This window comes from Klebsiella sp. 2-CIP_Kleb. (genome assembly GCF_050378715.1).
In the GTDB taxonomy this organism is placed as follows: Bacteria; Pseudomonadota; Gammaproteobacteria; order Enterobacterales; family Enterobacteriaceae; genus Klebsiella; species Klebsiella quasipneumoniae.
Genome location: NZ_JBNRLG010000001.1, coordinates 407,602 through 421,757, shown reverse-complemented (window position 1 = coordinate 421,757; position 14,156 = coordinate 407,602). Strand labels below are relative to the sequence as shown.

Below are 14,156 nucleotides of genomic sequence, written 5' to 3'. Positions count from 1 at the left end.
TACCGAGCATGACATTATGCTTGCGCTGCTTTGTAACGTGCTTCCAGCTTATTCAAAAAGCCAAAAAGTACTTGATTCATTTTACTGTAATCGTGCGCCCGGAGCGCTTCAGGCGTGTCAACGAAACGATATTCTGCTGCACGGCTCAGGTCTTTCTCAGAATGAGCGATCAGCCGCTCTACAACGTCCCATGTGAGCTCCATGTGGCACTGGAAACCAAAGACGCGGTCTGAATAGGCAACGATCTGCCGCGGACAGCCTTCGCTGTAAGCAATAATTTTGGCCTCTGGCGTCAAACCCGGCATATCGTTATGCCAGTGACCCACTGCCAGTGTTTTCCCAAAGTGAGAGAACATCTCATCCTTCCTGCCGTCTTCGGTCAATGTAATCGGGAATTTACCAATCTCTTTTTCCGGGCTATGAGAGAAGGGCGCGCCCAGCGCTTCACCGATTAGCTGTGAACCCAGGCAAATACCGATCACCGCCTTACCGGTTTTAACCGCGGAAGCAATCAGCGCCTGTTCCGCTTTAGCATTAAAGTGCGGGCACGCTTCAAGCGTTGTGTTCGGATCTTGCGGACCGCCCATAACGATAAGAAAATCGATGCCTACGGCGTCAGCAGGTAGCCGATCGCCTGCATAGACGCGTGAGTAAGTTACATCATGACCCTGGTTTATTGCCCAGGTTTCATATGCGCCCGGGGATTCAAAACTTTCATGTACGATAAAGTGTACACGCATGAGGTTAAGCTCCTGTAATATCTTTGATGATCAGAATGATAAGTCACGCACCCATTGCCTAAGGCTCTTCTACGGGTGGTTCCAGTTTCGATATGATAATGGCAGGGGCTAAATCTGAAATGCCAGGTAGTATAGATAAAGCGCCAAGACATGATGAGGCCACAGGCTGGTCCAGTACTGCGATAAGCTATCAGCGCGGCGAGGCAGATCCTCCCCATCATCATGTTGAGGGGCAGCTACTCTTCGCCACCAGAGGGGTTATGCTGGTGCAAACAGAGAGCGACCGTTGGGTGATCCCTCCTCAGCGGGCATTATGGCTACCGCCTTTGCATATCCATAGTTATCATCTGATTTCACAAACCGATCTGAGGGCGATCTATTTCAGCAGTAGCCTTATCGCAGAATGTACGAGCTTTACGAAGAGTCAGCAGGTGCATGTGATCACGGCTACGCCGTTAGTCAAAGAACTTATCGCTGGGCTGTTCAGTGAGGACTACGCCAGACCGAGTCAACGGAAGATAGCTTTGTTGCTTCTGGAAATTCTCAGCGAGGCTCCACCTTTAACGATGGCGCTTCCCATGCCGAATGATGAGCGATTATTTAGCGCGGCCAGATCGCTACTGGTCAATCAGCGCTGGGAGGCATCGCTGAGCGAGCTGGCTTTTATGTCGGCCATGTCGGAACGGACCTTTTCCCGCTTGTTTATGAAGGATACAGGCTTTAGTTTTCGAACATGGAAGCAGAGAGCCAGAATTTGCGCTTCGTTGGATCTTCTCGCGAACGGCGTTCCAATCAAACAGGTCGCTTACCAGCTTGGTTTCTCATGCCCGGCGGCCTTTACCGCTGCTTTTCGCTGCATTCTGGGGGCAACGCCACGCGATTATGTGCCTTAAACCGGGAAACCCTCAAAGCGGTTTTTGAGACTGTCATGGGCATATTACCAGACGCAGAAACCCTGCGAGGGTAGGCGTATCCCGCCTTTGCTGTTGAGAAAGGTAGTTTAATTTGCACCCGACACACTCTCATTGATTAAAGCACGGAGTGGAGATTACTGCGGTCCACAGTTCTGACAAACCGTGAAAGAGAAGGCCTGCGTGAAGAAAAAAGGTGTCGCGATACGTTATGAAATTACCTTATGACAGACCTTGCGGTGATTTACGGCACCGGGTGGATTCCGGACGCTGTGAGCCGACTCATTGCTACGAAGCCTGATTCTGCTGTACCTCAGGCCATATGATAGCCTGCACAACAATCACATACCGCCCATTAATGCGTCCAGGGGAGTACTCCCGGGCCCTGGACGTCCCCTGTGTGCCAAAAGCGGAAGTAGGCTGAAGATAAATTAGCATTGCTGTTAGTCGTGGGTTCTGCAGATGGGTAGAAATTGATAACTTAGGATGCAAGTTCGTCCCGCTCTTTCTGCAGTTTTCATCGAGGGGATATTCTCCGGAATAATTGTGCCCATATACAAAGATAGTTCAGAATCGGAATGAGTTAATAATCGGTACAGCAGGCGTTGCGCTCGGGCTGACAATGATCGACCACGAAAAGCAGGAAGTATTACTTTGTCAGTAATACGATATCCTCTCAGAAAAGCGATGTTTCCTTTCTGGCATATTAGCAACCCGGCGCGAACGTCGTTTTCATAGATAATATATACTTCTCTCTCAGAAATATGGTCACACAACTCTTTGTCATCAACTGCTACCAAATTGTTTGCAGAAAGTTCGCGAACTGTCTGCCATGTATGCTTATAGGCATCGCCTAGAGCCTGACAACACCAGTCAAAATCTTCGTATGTCGCCACTTGCAAAGTAAGAGATTTATCATTGAATTCAGGGGGTTCAGAAAAAGAGGTGGCGTATATATACTGGTCGGGAATACCCTGTGGGAAGGACTGGCCGGGTACAAGAATGCGGACATACTGAGCTCTGAGTTGTGACCATTCCTTACTAATGAGTTCTAATGCAGTATGATTTAGGTCAGAATCCATACCTACAATATCAATAAAAGGTTTGTTAATATTTCCGCCCTGATAACGGGGGCCAGTAAGAAATTGCTTTCCATCAATTTTGAGTTTTCGTTGTAAAAAATATTCCTGACATAATCCAGTTTCTCTCCAGGGAAATCGCGCCGAGAAACTTCTGTCTGTACACCTCGATTCCTGCTCTGACAACCATTGTTTTAGCCACGAACGTAGGGTAAATTCAGGCACAGGTAGCCTGGCATATTGAGATAGCATGTAAGATAGCATAAAAAATATTTCGCCCTTGGATGTAAAAATGTTCTTTATAAACAAATCAGAATAGCTCTACTCTCATTTTATTACCAATTATAGCTGGCACGTCCGCTCCTTGCTCAATGCGGACCTTTAGCTCGATAGCTTGTCCGCTCCGCGCCAGAAGCGAACAGTGTTATCAGTGGCGATTGATAAAAACGTCAGCCCGTTGACCTTGTCTCACAGCACCTCAACCACTTCAAATTCTTCTGCGATCAACTCCATATCCTTAGAAAAATGACCTTCGGAGCTGAAAAATCTCTGGTGCTCTTTCTTCCAGTATTCAAGGCTTAAATCGCCTTCACCTTCTTTGCGGGCGAATGCTTCAGTCACATCACAAAAACGAACCAGCTGCATCGAAACCAGTCTGATCACGCAAACTGGAACATTCTGGCCATCAAGAATAATGTTATAACTCCCTATCCTCGGGGCAGCTTTTTCCTGCTGGTAAGAGGCAAAAGATCCGCAAGAGGCCGTTTTGATCCCTTTTTTGATCAGGTCAGCAAGCTCGTTAGCCAGCTCCGGACTGTCACCCATTTGCCAGGCATCTGCGCCGGGATACTTCTTTTTTATTTCCTCAACCTCAACCATGAAAATCCCTTCGTTATCGTCAATGAAAAGAAATGGCATACCTTTTTAACATGAGCGGTCCCAACATTATCAGCGATATCTTTCTTTAGATAGTGTGGTCCGTTTTTCGCTCAAAACGGACCTTAAGGGCATTGAACGCGTTTGCTCTGTGCCAGAAACGGCAGTTAACTTCAAGACGAGCCATAAAGTCGCCTGTCTTATTCAGACTGCCAGTAAAGCGGTGAACCGAACGCGTCGATGTAATAATCGATAATCGCCCGCACGTTCAGCGGAGGGTGGCGGGCATTCGGATAGATTGCCGCGATATGCTGTGGCTCCGTTTTTATGGACCTATCCAGCTCCGGCAGCAGTTCGACAAGTTCGCCGCTCTTTAGCCGGTCTCCAATCAGCCAGTCAGGAAACAGCACAATCCCCATCCCTCCGAGTGCGGCAATCAGCAGGGTTTCAGCATTATTCGATGACATCAGGGGCGAGACGGGGTAGTGCACCCATTCCTCTCCGTGCCGGCGCAGCAGCCATTGGTTTGGTCCTGACGAACCGCGGTAGACCAGGCATTTATGCCGTGCAAGCTCTTCGGGCGATCGCAGCATGCCGTGCCGGCGGATATAATCCGGTGACGCGGCAAGATGATAGCACTGCTGGCCAAACACGCGCGCATGAAATGCGGAATCCGTCAGCACGCCAATCCGGAAAATCACGTCAGCCGGCTCCCGGTGCGGATCGATGTAATCATCAGTCAGCGTAAGCTCAATGCTGAGCTTCGGATATCGCTCCGTCAGGCCCGGTAACGCGGGTGCGACATGGCGCTGTCCAAAGAACACCGGGGCGTTTATGCGGACCATTCCGGAAGGCTCAAGCGTTCTCTCGTTGAGTTCCCGCCGCGCCTCCTCCATGCTGCCAGTCATCGCTCGCGCATAGCGGATAAAAAGATGGCCGCTTTCCGTCGGGATTATCGCCCGGGTATTGCGGTAAAAAAGCTGCTGGCCGAGCACATCCTCCATCTGATGGATGACGCGTGATACCTGAGAGGCCGATATCCCTTCCCGCCGGGCCACCACAGAGAAATTCTGCGTCTCATAGACGTCTATAAAAATCAGCAGGGCGCGAATACTGATGTTCCCAAGCTCATTCATTAATGCATATCCTGCACAGGTGTTTATCTCATTATGGCATTTTTCTCATCCATATTAAGCCGTAATCTCCTCCGCCTGGACTACTGGAGATGATTGCTATGCAGCTAATATTGATTTTTATCGTCATTGCCGGAGGCATGGGACTGTCCATAGAGGCAGGATTGCTCGGACCATTGGGTGGGGAGGTCGGAGACCTCTGGGCGACCTTCAGCATATTCGGCGTGGGCGCGGCGCTGACCTTTCTGCTGATGCTTTTTTTCAGCCCGCGCAACAGCCCGTCGTTATTTGCGCAACCAGCGTGGCAGCTGCTTGGCGGCGTGCTTGGCCCGATTTACGTCATCATTCTGACCGTGGTAACGCCGGCAATCGGCATTGCCATGACGATGATCGGCATCCTGGCAGGCCAGGTGTTCAAGAGCCTGATTATTGATCACTTCGGCCTGCTCGGTACGTCGCGCCGAAAAATTGACAGTAAACGTATCATTGCGCTGATTTTCATCATTGCAGCGCTGGTTATGGTTGCACAGGGGTAAAGTAACATTATGACTATTATCATGATTCTGCTCGCCGTCGCCGGTGGCGCCATGCTGAGTATCCAGGCGGCTATCAATGGCCAGCTGGGCAGCAAGGTCGGCGTATTTAAAAGCGCGTTCCTGACATTTTCTGTCGGCGCCCTGGTGACGGGGCTGCTGATCTTCTTCTTCGAACCCAAACACCCCCTGACGCTGATGGACGTGCCTAAATGGCAGCTGCTGGGCGCAATGTTTGGCGTACCGTATATCGTCATTATGGTACTGGCCGTCCAGCGTATTGGCGCGGCAGTGGCTACGGTCGCTGTCATTTTTGGCCAGTTAACCATGAGCATGCTGATCGATAACTTCGGCTGGCTGGGCAATGCGTCGATTCCATTCTCGCTGAGCCGAATCGGCGCCATTGTCTGCCTGGGTATCGCGCTGTTCTTCATTTACTCCAGCAGCAGGGCAAAAGCTGCCACGGCGAAAATCCCCCGCCAGCCATCGCCGGGGGGGAGCTGACGCTTATTCCCAGCGTTTCAGCAGCAGACTTGCATTAACCCCGCCGAAGCCAAAACCGTTCGACAGCGCATAGCGCATCTTCTGCGGGCGGGCCTGCAGCGCCACCAGGTTCATGCCTGCCGCCTCTTCATCGGGGTGATGCAGGTTCAGCGTCGGCGGCACCACCTGATCACGCAGCGCCTGAATGGTGAAGATGGCCTCAATCCCGCCGGCCGCGCCTAACAGATGGCCGGTGGCGGATTTCGTCGAGGTAATGGCGACCGGATGCGCGCCAAACAGCGTTTTAATCGCTGCCAGCTCGCCTTTATCACCAACCTGCGTCGAGGTGGCGTGGGCGTTGATATGGTCAATCTCGTCGACGGTCACCCCGGCCTGGCGAATAGCGGTCTCCATGGCCCGACGCGCGCCGTTCCCGTCTTCCGGGCCTGCGGTCAGGTGATAAGCATCTGCGCTGGTGCCGTAGCCGACCAGCTCGGCCAGCGGCGTGGCGCCGCGCGCCAGCGCGTGCTCCAGTGACTCGATCACGATAAGCCCCGCGCCTTCTCCCATCACAAATCCATCGCGGTCGCGGTCAAAGGGGCGGGAAGCGGCTTCCGGCTGGTCGTTGGAGGCGCTGGAGAGCGCCCTTGCCGCGGCAAACCCGGCCAGGCTAACGCGATGAATTGCCGCTTCCGCGCCGCCGCAGAGGGCAATATCCGCCTCGCCGCTGCGGATCATCCGCGCCGCATCGCCAATGGCCTGGGCACCCGCTGCGCAGGCGGTGACCGGCGCGCCGATGGGGCCCCGGAAGCCGTGAGCGATAGACACATGCCCGGCGGCCAGGTTGGCCAGAAAAGAGGGGATAGTGAACGGCGAGAGGCGACGCGGCCCGCGTTCATCGGTGGTATGTACCGCATTGGCGATCTCGCTGAAGCCGCCGATCCCGGTGGCGATCACCGTGGCGGTACGTTCCTGTTCGGCCGCAGATGCTGGCGACCAGCCGGCCTGGGTCAGCGCTTCACGGGCGGCGACCAGCGCAAACTCGATAAAGCGATCCATCTTTTTGCGCTCTTTCGCCGGGATGGTCGCCAGCGGGTCGAAGCCGTGCAGCGGATCGCTTTCAATGGACGGCACCTGGCCGGCCACTTTGCAGGGAATATCCGCGACCAGCTGCTCGCTGAGTCTGGTGATCCCTGACTTTCCTGCCAGCAGCGACTGCCAGACGTGCTGTACGCCGCAGCCCAGCGGGCTGACAATCCCCATCCCGGTGACGACAATGCGTTTAACGGAAACGCCCATAGTTTACTCTCCTGTAGTATCAGTGTGCCGGCGGCTTTTTCATCAAGGGAACCAGCAGCGCGGCAAGCAAAAAACCCATCATGATGAGGTAGAAAGCATCGGAAAAGGCCTGGGTTCGCGCCTCCCGCAGCGCCAGCGCGGAAAGATTTTTCAGCGCCGCCGTCTGCGCGGCATCCGGCGAGATCCCCTGGACGGTGAAGTTTGCCGCGCTGCGCTGAACAAAATCGCTCATCGCCAGGTTGGCGTTATTCAGATGGTCCGCCAGGCGGTTGTAGTGCAAATTGGTTCTGTCGTTAAGCACCGTGCCGCACAGGGCGATGCCGATAGCGCCCCCGAGGTTGCGCATCAGATTAAACAGCCCGGAGGCCAGCTTCAGGCGCGCGGGCGGCAGGCTGCCCAGCGTCAGGGTCACCGTTGGCGCGACGGCAAACTGCTGCGCCAGTCCGCGAAACGCCTGCGGGAGCAGCAACTGGTCCGCCCCCCAGTCATGGGTTATCGGGACGAAGCTGTACATCGACACCGCAAAACCGATCAGCCCGGCCATCAGCAGCCAGCGCAGGTCAACGCGGTTGGCGAGCCACGAATAAAACGGAATAGACATGACCTGGAACAAGCCGGTGGAAAATACCGCCAGGCCGATCTCCAGCGCGCTGAAACCGCGCACGCTACCGAGATACATCGGAGTTAAATAGATGGTGGCGAAGATGCCGACGCCGGCCATAAACGAGAAATAGCAGCCGAGGCTGAAAGTTCGGTCCTGCAGGGCCCGCAGATCCATCACCGGCTGCGGATGGCGGAGGGTGCGGATAACAAAAGCCACGCCGCAGAGCAGGGCGACCCAGGCGGTGGTCGTCAGGGTCGCGTCATCAAACCAGCCCCAGCGAGGACCTTCTTCGAGGGTATATTCCAGGCAGCCGAGGGACACGGCCAGCAGCAGAATACTGAGATAGTCGGCGCCGCGCAGCAGAGTGGGGTCGGCGCTGTCTACTTTCACCAGCAGCGGCACTGCCACCGCGATGTAAATCCCCGGAACAACGTTGATAAAGAACAGCCAGTGCCAGTTGTAGTTTTCGGTGATCCAGCCGCCCACCGTCGGGCCCAGCGTCGGGGCGAGGGAGGCCAGGCCGCCGATTGTCGCCGCGGCAATGACCCGCTGTTTGCCCTGAAAAAAGGCGAAAGCGGTGGTGAACACCAGGGGGATCATCGACCCGCCCGCCAGCCCCTGCAGGGCGCGGAAGGCGATCATACTCTGGATGTTCCACGCCCAGCCGCACAGCAGGCTCATCAGTGTGAAGCCCGCCGCGGAGGCGGCAAACAGCCAGCGGGTCGACATGACCCGGGCCAGCCAGCCGGAAAGCGGGATAATAATGATCTCGGCGATCAGGTAGCTGGTTTGTACCCAGACGGTCTCATCGTCGCCCGCCGACAGGCCACCGCCGATATCCCGCAGCGAGGCGGAGACAATCTGGATGTCGATAAGGGCGATAAACATCCCCACGCACATGCTGGCGAAGGCAAAGATTTTCTTCGCCGTCGGCATCGACAGACTTTGCGGGGCGGACAGCGCCTGAGCGGTGCTCATCGAGGGCTCTTTTCGTTCACGGTGACGATCACCGACAGTCCCGGGCGCAGGACGTCAAGCTTTGCCCCGTCACCTTCCAGCGCAATGCGGACCGGCACCCGCTGCACGATTTTAGTGAAATTCCCGGTCGCGTTCTCCGCCGGCAGAATGCTGAAGCGTGAGCCGGTCGCCGGCGCCAGGCTGGCGACATGGCCCTTAAAGGTATGGTTCGGCAGCACATCGGCGACGATGGTCACCGCCTGGCCGGCGCGCATATGCGCCAGCTGGTTTTCCTTAAAGTTGGCGTCAATCCACAGGCCGTGCGCGGGCACCAGGGAGAGCAGCTGCGTGCCGCTGCTGACGAAGGAGCCGGACCACGCGCGGCGGTTGCCAATCACCCCATCGAACGGCGCGCGAATGTCGGTATAGCTGAGGTTCAGCCTCGCCATCTCGAGGTTAGCCTGGGCCTGCGCCAGGGCAGCCAGGGTTTGCTGCTGGCGAGCATCCAGCACCGTCAGCTGACGTTCGGCCACGGTTTTATCCGCTTTGGCTTTCTCCTGCTCGGCATGCGCCCGGCGATAATCGGCGGAGGCGTTATCGCGGATCTGTGCGGAAATCGCGCTCGACGCGGCCAGGGCGTTATAGCGTCGGTTGTCGTTAGCCAGTTTTTCGGTTGCCGCCGTGGCGGCCAGTAACGAGGCCGTAGAGCCGGCAATGGTCGCCTGCTGTAGCTGGCGGGTAGCCTGAATATCGGCCAGCGCGGCCTGCTGCGCCGCCACTTCTCCGGCGGCTTTCGCGAGGGCGGCGCGGTAATCGCGGTCGTCAATGCGGATCAACAGGTCACCTTTTTTCACCGCCATATTGTCCTGCACCGCCAGCTGCTGGATATAGCCGGAGACTTTGCTGGAGATGGCGCTAATGTCGCCGCCAACATAGGCGTCATCGGTGGTCTGCAGAAAACGTCCGGTTTGCCACCAGTACGCGCCGTAGCTCGCTGCCGCCAGAACGGCGGAGAGGGCCGCCAGGACGAGGACGCTTTTCTTACTGGCCAGCTTCATGGTTGGCATCTCTGTAGGGTTCAGGCTGGAATTTTTGCCCGCTATCGCCTTCGCGTTTGCGCAGCAGATATTCATGACGATATTGCATCAGCGGCGAGGCTGCGGGGCCCGGCACCATGGCGTATTTACCCGGGATAATCTCTTCCCCGGTCGCTTTATCCACCATGACTGGCTCCACGCGGCGCTGGGTGGCGGTTTCCACCAGCTGCATCTGACGGCCTTCGGGAGCGAAGTGGCGGTTACCCCATTCCGCCAGCGCCAGCAATACCATGCGAAAATCGCGGCCCCGCGGGGTGAGGTGGTATTCGTAGCGCGGCGGGGTGCTGCTGTAGCAAACCTTCTCCAGCAGCCCGTCGTCGACCAGCGCCTTCAGGCGGCGCGACAGAATATTGGGCGCGACGTTGCTGCTCTTCTGGAACTCGTCAAAGCGGGTAAAGCCCGCGAACGCGTCGCGCAGGATCATGATGCTCCAGCTGTCACCGATGCGTCCCAGGCTACGGGCGATGGGGCAGGGAGCGTGGCAAAGCGGTTCATTTTTCATGGGCTGTCCAGTAACAAGGTGGCTTTTGCCAGCAAATTGACATGGTCACTATCAAAATGCAAGTGACTATTTATGGCAGCCAGGGGAGAAGCCACTGCCGTTCCGCTACGTCGTTTCTCCCTTTGAACAGTCTCCGCCGCCTTATATCTGCCTGACCGTAATAAGAGATAACTATCGCTGATGGCAGATGAAACATTTTAATAATGATAAAAATCGATGTGCTGGGTAATGACCTTTATTGGGGGATACGATATAAGGTATGGCGACACTCAAATTAACATTCTCATAACTTTTTAAGGTTAAATAAATGAAGCAGGTGGGTATTGTTGGCTGGCGGGGCATGGTTGGCTCAGTATTGTTGCAGCGCATGATCGAAGAAAATGATTTCGACGATATTTCAGCGCATTTTTTTAGTGCCTCCAGTGCGGGTGCCGCTGGCCCGGTTATTAATGGTAAAAGCGACAAACTGAAAGATGCGAATTCCCTTAGCGCCCTCGCCGAAATGGATATTATTATAACCTGTCAGGGCGGGGATTATACCAAAGCCATCTATCCTGCGTTAATTAACTCTGGCTGGCAAGGGTACTGGATTGACGCCGCTTCGGCGCTGCGGATGGATGACAACGCCTGCATTATTCTCGACCCGGTCAACCGCGATAATATCGATCGCGCGGTAAGAGCGGGAATGAAACTGTTTGTCGGCGGCAACTGCTCCATCACGCTGAGCCTGATGGGGCTGGCCGGGCTGATCAAGGCTGACCTGATTGAATGGATGAGCGTGATGACCTATCAGTCTGCCTCCGGGGCGGGCGCCAAACAGGTGCGGGAATTCATCGCGCAAAGCGCGTATATCAGTCAGCATTTATCTGCGGATGAACTGACGGCATCAGGTTCCGTGCTGCCTTTAGTCAATAAAGTGAGTGAGTTGATTAATAGCGCCGGCATGCCGGTGGAGAATTTTGGCGTCCCGCTGATGGGCAGCATCATTCCGTGGATCGACAGCGATCTTGGCGATGGAAACAGCCGCGAAGAATGGAAGGGCGAGTCGGAAACCAATAAAATTCTTGGCCTTGCGCCCGGCACCATTCCGGTCAATGGCTTATGTATTCGGGTCGGCGTAATCCGCTGCCACAGCGCTGCCATTACCCTTAAACTGAAACGTGAGGTCAGCGAAGCGGAATTTGCTGAGTTAGTGACCCATTCCCATCCGTGGGTAAACTATATCCCCAATAATAAGCAAGAGAGTGTCAGTAAATTGACCCCGGCTGCTATTAGCGGCTCGCTGCAGGTGGGTATTGGTCGCTACAAGAAAATGTCGCTAAATAATGAACCGATTTATTCAGTATTGACGGTGGGCGATCAGCTGTTATGGGGCGCGGCGGAACCTTTACGCCGCATGTTAAATATCCTGCTGGGCAAAATATAGTTACGGTCATCCGGGGAAAGCCCTCGCGCGCAGGCGGTTAAGACAAATGTTTAACGAAGCGTTTGCGAACCTCCTTGTAGCCGTTATTTTCATAAAATTGATGCGCTCTGATTCTTTTTTCACTGCTTGAAAGCTCAATATGAGCGCATTGTTTATCGCGGGCGAGGCGCTCTGCGGCATGGAGAAGCTGCTGGCCTATCCCTGAACCCCGTGACGATTCCTCTATCACCAGCGCGGAAATTAATGCCCACAATCGGTTTTCATGTACCGGTAAGATAAAATTGATAACGACCACGCCACACACGGTGTTTTCTGCTTCAGCCACCAGCGTATGCATCATACTTTGGGGTTCAGTGATGCGTTGCGCTAAGATCGCCGTCTCCGTCTGATAGCCCAGCTGCAGAAATAGCGTTTTCAGCGCGGGGATATCTTTTGATTCAGCAGCCCTGATTAACACCATGACCATCGTCTCCTCACGTATTGATACCGGGCGGGTGCGGGCCGGTGGATAGCCACATTCCCCCGGCCCGCGTCAGTGTATGCCTCTCAGTCCATCAGACTGACCTGGGCGGCGACAATCCGCCAGCCGTAGGGAAAGCGCACCCACGTTTGCTGCTGACGCCCAAGGCGCGCGCTGCCTTCGCGGGTAAACTCGGTGCTGCAGACCGCCATGTCCGCGCCAAAGGTGGTGATGGTGGTATGGCGCAGGTCGCGGGCCAGACCGGCGGCGGGGCGGGCGGCGCGAAAGGCGCGGATCGCCTCAATGCCATACAGATTTTCGCCTGCCCCCAGCCGCACGGTGCGCGGGTCATGCCAGAACAACGCGTCCAGCGCCTCGATGTTATTGCTGACCAGCGCCTCTTCATACTGATAAAACGCCGCCGTCACCTCGGCGAGGATCGCCGGGCGGTCTACATTGTCCAGATTGATCATGCTGCACTCTCCGCCACTCGGGCATCGGTAATGCCCATCGCTTCCAGCGCCCGCGCGGCGCGAAGACAGGCTTGTTCGTTAAACGGCGCGGCTATCAGCTGCAGGCCAATCGGCTTGCCGCTGGCGGTACGCAGGGGCACGGTCACCACCGGCAGCCCGAGGAAGGAGATCGGCTGGGTCAGCATGCCCATGCTGGCGCGCACCGGCAGCGGCTGGCCGTTAATCACCATCTCCTCGGCGCCTATCGACGTGGCGCTGCATGGGGTGGCCGGGGCAATCAGCACGTCGGCCTGACTGAACAGGGATTTGATCGCCAGACGGGCATGACGGCGGAAGCGCTGGGCCTGCAGATACCACGCCGAGGGGATCATCGCCCCGGCCAGCAGCCGCTCGCGGGAGTGGGGTTCAAAGCGCTCGGGCGACTGGCGAAGATCCGGCAGATATTGATTGCCGCCTTCGCTGGCGCTGATGATAAAAGCCGCCGAGCGTGCCAGGGCGGCATCCGCGAACTGCAGCTCGCTGTCGGCGCCCAGCGCGTGGGCGACCCGATCCACGGCCGCCCGGGCGTCGTCATCGCACCAGGTGGTGAAATAGCCCCCCAGCCGCGCGCAGCGCAGCCCCTCCAGTCCGCGCTCCAGCAGGTTGCCGGTGCGCTCGCTGGCTTTATCGGCCTGAAAGTCATCGGCCGGGTCGCGCCCCTGCAGGGCGTCATACACCGCGGCGAGGTCGGCCACCCGGCGGGCAAAGGGACCAATATGATCCAGACTGGCGACAAACGGATGGCTGCCGGAGCGGGAGAGGCGGCCGAAGGTGGGTTTCAGGCCAAAGATCCCGCACAGCGACGCGGGGACGCGAATCGAGCCGTTGGTGTCGCTGCCGAGGCTGAAATGGACCAGTCCGGCGGCCACCGCTGCGGCCGAACCGCCGGAGGAACCGCCGGCGATCCGCGTCAGATCGTGCGGGTTACGCGTCGCGCCATAGTGGCTGTTTTCGGTGGTGAAGCCGTAGGCGTAGGCATCCATATTGAGCATCCCGCTGAGCAGGGCGCCGGCGCTGTGCAGCTGGCGCACCGCCCAGCTGTCGCTGGCGGCCGGCGGCCGGTCGCTCAGCAGCTCCGCCCCGGCGAGGGTGGTGTGCCCGGCGACATCAAACAGATTTTTCACCGCATAGGGAATGCCAGCCAGCGGCGGCAAGGGGCGCTTTTCCCGGCGCAGGGCGTCGATGCTGTCGGCCTCCGCCAGCATGCGCTGGGCGGTGACCTCGGTCCAGGCGTTGATCTGCGGATTAACGCGGGCGATATCGTCCAGCGTCTGGCAGGCGATCTCCCGGGCGCTCAGTTCGCCATCGTGCAGCGCACGCTGGATCTCGGCGATGGTGAAATGGTGAAGTGTCATGCTTTATACACCCCCGCAATGTCGTCGCGCGGCCCGAGGGGATAGTCCATCAGCGGCTGCGCCATGGCGGCGATGCGGGAAAACTGGCGCTCCAGCTCCTCACGGCGCGGCGCCTCCAGCTCCAGGCGTAACAGGTGGGTCATCTGCGTCAGATACTCGCTCCAGTCTGGCTGTGTGGTCATGGTCTGC

At 56.7% G+C, this 14,156-nt stretch carries 16 protein-coding genes; 4 read left to right on the top strand and 12 right to left on the bottom strand.

Translation table 11 applies throughout. The features are described 5' to 3' along the window. Window positions 1–14: 14 nt before the first annotated feature. Window positions 15–740, bottom strand: a complete 726-nt coding sequence (locus ACQUTP_RS02085) for a type 1 glutamine amidotransferase (RefSeq protein WP_285755974.1) — start codon at window positions 738–740, stop codon at window positions 15–17. 119 nt (window positions 741–859) lie between these two features. Between ACQUTP_RS02085 and ACQUTP_RS02080 the strand changes: the two genes are divergently transcribed. Then, window positions 860–1,633 (top strand): AraC family transcriptional regulator, encoded by a 774-nt coding sequence (locus tag ACQUTP_RS02080; RefSeq protein ID WP_100051121.1) that lies wholly within the window; start codon window positions 860–862, stop codon window positions 1,631–1,633. Between the two features lie 461 nt (window positions 1,634–2,094). Here the strand turns inward: ACQUTP_RS02080 and ACQUTP_RS02075 are convergent, their stop codons facing one another. The 3 genes from ACQUTP_RS02075 to ACQUTP_RS02065 form a co-directional block, all read right to left on the bottom strand. Next, the gene (locus ACQUTP_RS02075) at window positions 2,095–2,994 is read right to left on the bottom strand and encodes a hypothetical protein (RefSeq protein ID WP_071592580.1); all 900 of its coding nucleotides are present in this window, start codon (window positions 2,992–2,994) and stop codon (window positions 2,095–2,097) included. 204 nt (window positions 2,995–3,198) lie between these two features. Beyond that, window positions 3,199–3,555: an ASCH domain-containing protein gene (locus tag ACQUTP_RS02070; RefSeq protein WP_165455295.1), complete on the bottom strand. Its 357-nt coding sequence runs from the start codon at window positions 3,553–3,555 to the stop codon at window positions 3,199–3,201. Between the two features lie 251 nt (window positions 3,556–3,806). Then, entirely contained in the window at window positions 3,807–4,742 is a 936-nt protein-coding gene (locus tag ACQUTP_RS02065; protein ID WP_004205807.1) for a LysR family transcriptional regulator, read from the bottom strand. Window positions 4,743–4,840: 98 nt separating this feature from the next. On the opposite strand from ACQUTP_RS02065, the gene ACQUTP_RS02060 reads away from it, so the two are divergent. Together ACQUTP_RS02060 and ACQUTP_RS02055 are read left to right on the top strand one after the other, a co-directional pair. Beyond that, the gene (locus ACQUTP_RS02060; RefSeq protein WP_065904294.1) at window positions 4,841–5,275 is read left to right on the top strand and encodes a DMT family transporter; all 435 of its coding nucleotides are present in this window, start codon (window positions 4,841–4,843) and stop codon (window positions 5,273–5,275) included. 9 nt (window positions 5,276–5,284) lie between these two features. Next, the gene (locus ACQUTP_RS02055; protein WP_094334027.1) at window positions 5,285–5,776 is read left to right on the top strand and encodes a DMT family transporter; all 492 of its coding nucleotides are present in this window, start codon (window positions 5,285–5,287) and stop codon (window positions 5,774–5,776) included. A 3-nt stretch (window positions 5,777–5,779) separates the two neighbouring features. Here the strand turns inward: ACQUTP_RS02055 and fabF are convergent, their stop codons facing one another. The 4 genes from fabF to ACQUTP_RS02035 are packed head-to-tail and all read right to left on the bottom strand — an operon-like array spanning window position 5,780 to window position 10,214. Continuing rightward, window positions 5,780–7,054, bottom strand: a complete 1,275-nt coding sequence (gene fabF / locus ACQUTP_RS02050) for a beta-ketoacyl-ACP synthase II (protein ID WP_048324267.1) — start codon at window positions 7,052–7,054, stop codon at window positions 5,780–5,782. Window positions 7,055–7,073: 19 nt separating this feature from the next. Continuing rightward, window positions 7,074–8,636 carry a DHA2 family efflux MFS transporter permease subunit gene (locus tag ACQUTP_RS02045; RefSeq protein WP_276417143.1) on the bottom strand — a complete coding sequence of 521 codons (1,563 nt, stop codon included), beginning with the start codon at window positions 8,634–8,636 and terminating at the stop codon, window positions 7,074–7,076. Further along, window positions 8,633–9,673, bottom strand: coding sequence for an HlyD family secretion protein (locus ACQUTP_RS02040; RefSeq protein WP_004205823.1), 1,041 nt, complete (start codon window positions 9,671–9,673; stop codon window positions 8,633–8,635). Before ACQUTP_RS02040 ends, ACQUTP_RS02045 begins: the two co-directional genes overlap by 4 nt. Further along, window positions 9,657–10,214 carry a winged helix-turn-helix transcriptional regulator gene (locus ACQUTP_RS02035; protein WP_032426151.1) on the bottom strand — a complete coding sequence of 186 codons (558 nt, stop codon included), beginning with the start codon at window positions 10,212–10,214 and terminating at the stop codon, window positions 9,657–9,659. The genes ACQUTP_RS02040 and ACQUTP_RS02035 overlap by 17 nt, the downstream gene beginning before the upstream one ends. Before the next feature lie 307 nt (window positions 10,215–10,521). Between ACQUTP_RS02035 and asd the strand changes: the two genes are divergently transcribed. Then, window positions 10,522–11,640, top strand: a complete 1,119-nt coding sequence (gene asd, locus ACQUTP_RS02030; protein WP_276417142.1) for an aspartate-semialdehyde dehydrogenase — start codon at window positions 10,522–10,524, stop codon at window positions 11,638–11,640. Between the two features lie 37 nt (window positions 11,641–11,677). Here asd and ACQUTP_RS02025 read toward each other — a convergent pair whose 3' ends face one another. The 4 genes from ACQUTP_RS02025 to hpxX all read right to left on the bottom strand — a co-directional run bounded on the left by ACQUTP_RS02025 (window position 11,678) and on the right by hpxX (window position 14,149). Beyond that, complete coding sequence (locus tag ACQUTP_RS02025) at window positions 11,678–12,100, bottom strand: GNAT family N-acetyltransferase (protein ID WP_002905423.1); 423 nt, start codon at window positions 12,098–12,100, stop codon at window positions 11,678–11,680. An 86-nt stretch (window positions 12,101–12,186) separates the two neighbouring features. Further along, window positions 12,187–12,573: an oxalurate catabolism protein HpxZ gene (gene hpxZ / locus ACQUTP_RS02020; protein WP_002905421.1), complete on the bottom strand. Its 387-nt coding sequence runs from the start codon at window positions 12,571–12,573 to the stop codon at window positions 12,187–12,189. After that, window positions 12,570–13,967, bottom strand: coding sequence for an AtzE family amidohydrolase (locus tag ACQUTP_RS02015; protein ID WP_285755979.1), 1,398 nt, complete (start codon window positions 13,965–13,967; stop codon window positions 12,570–12,572). The genes hpxZ and ACQUTP_RS02015 overlap by 4 nt, the downstream gene beginning before the upstream one ends. Next, complete coding sequence (gene hpxX / locus ACQUTP_RS02010; RefSeq protein WP_002905357.1) at window positions 13,964–14,149, bottom strand: oxalurate catabolism protein HpxX; 186 nt, start codon at window positions 14,147–14,149, stop codon at window positions 13,964–13,966. Before hpxX ends, ACQUTP_RS02015 begins: the two co-directional genes overlap by 4 nt. Between the last annotated feature and the right edge of the window lie 7 nt (window positions 14,150–14,156).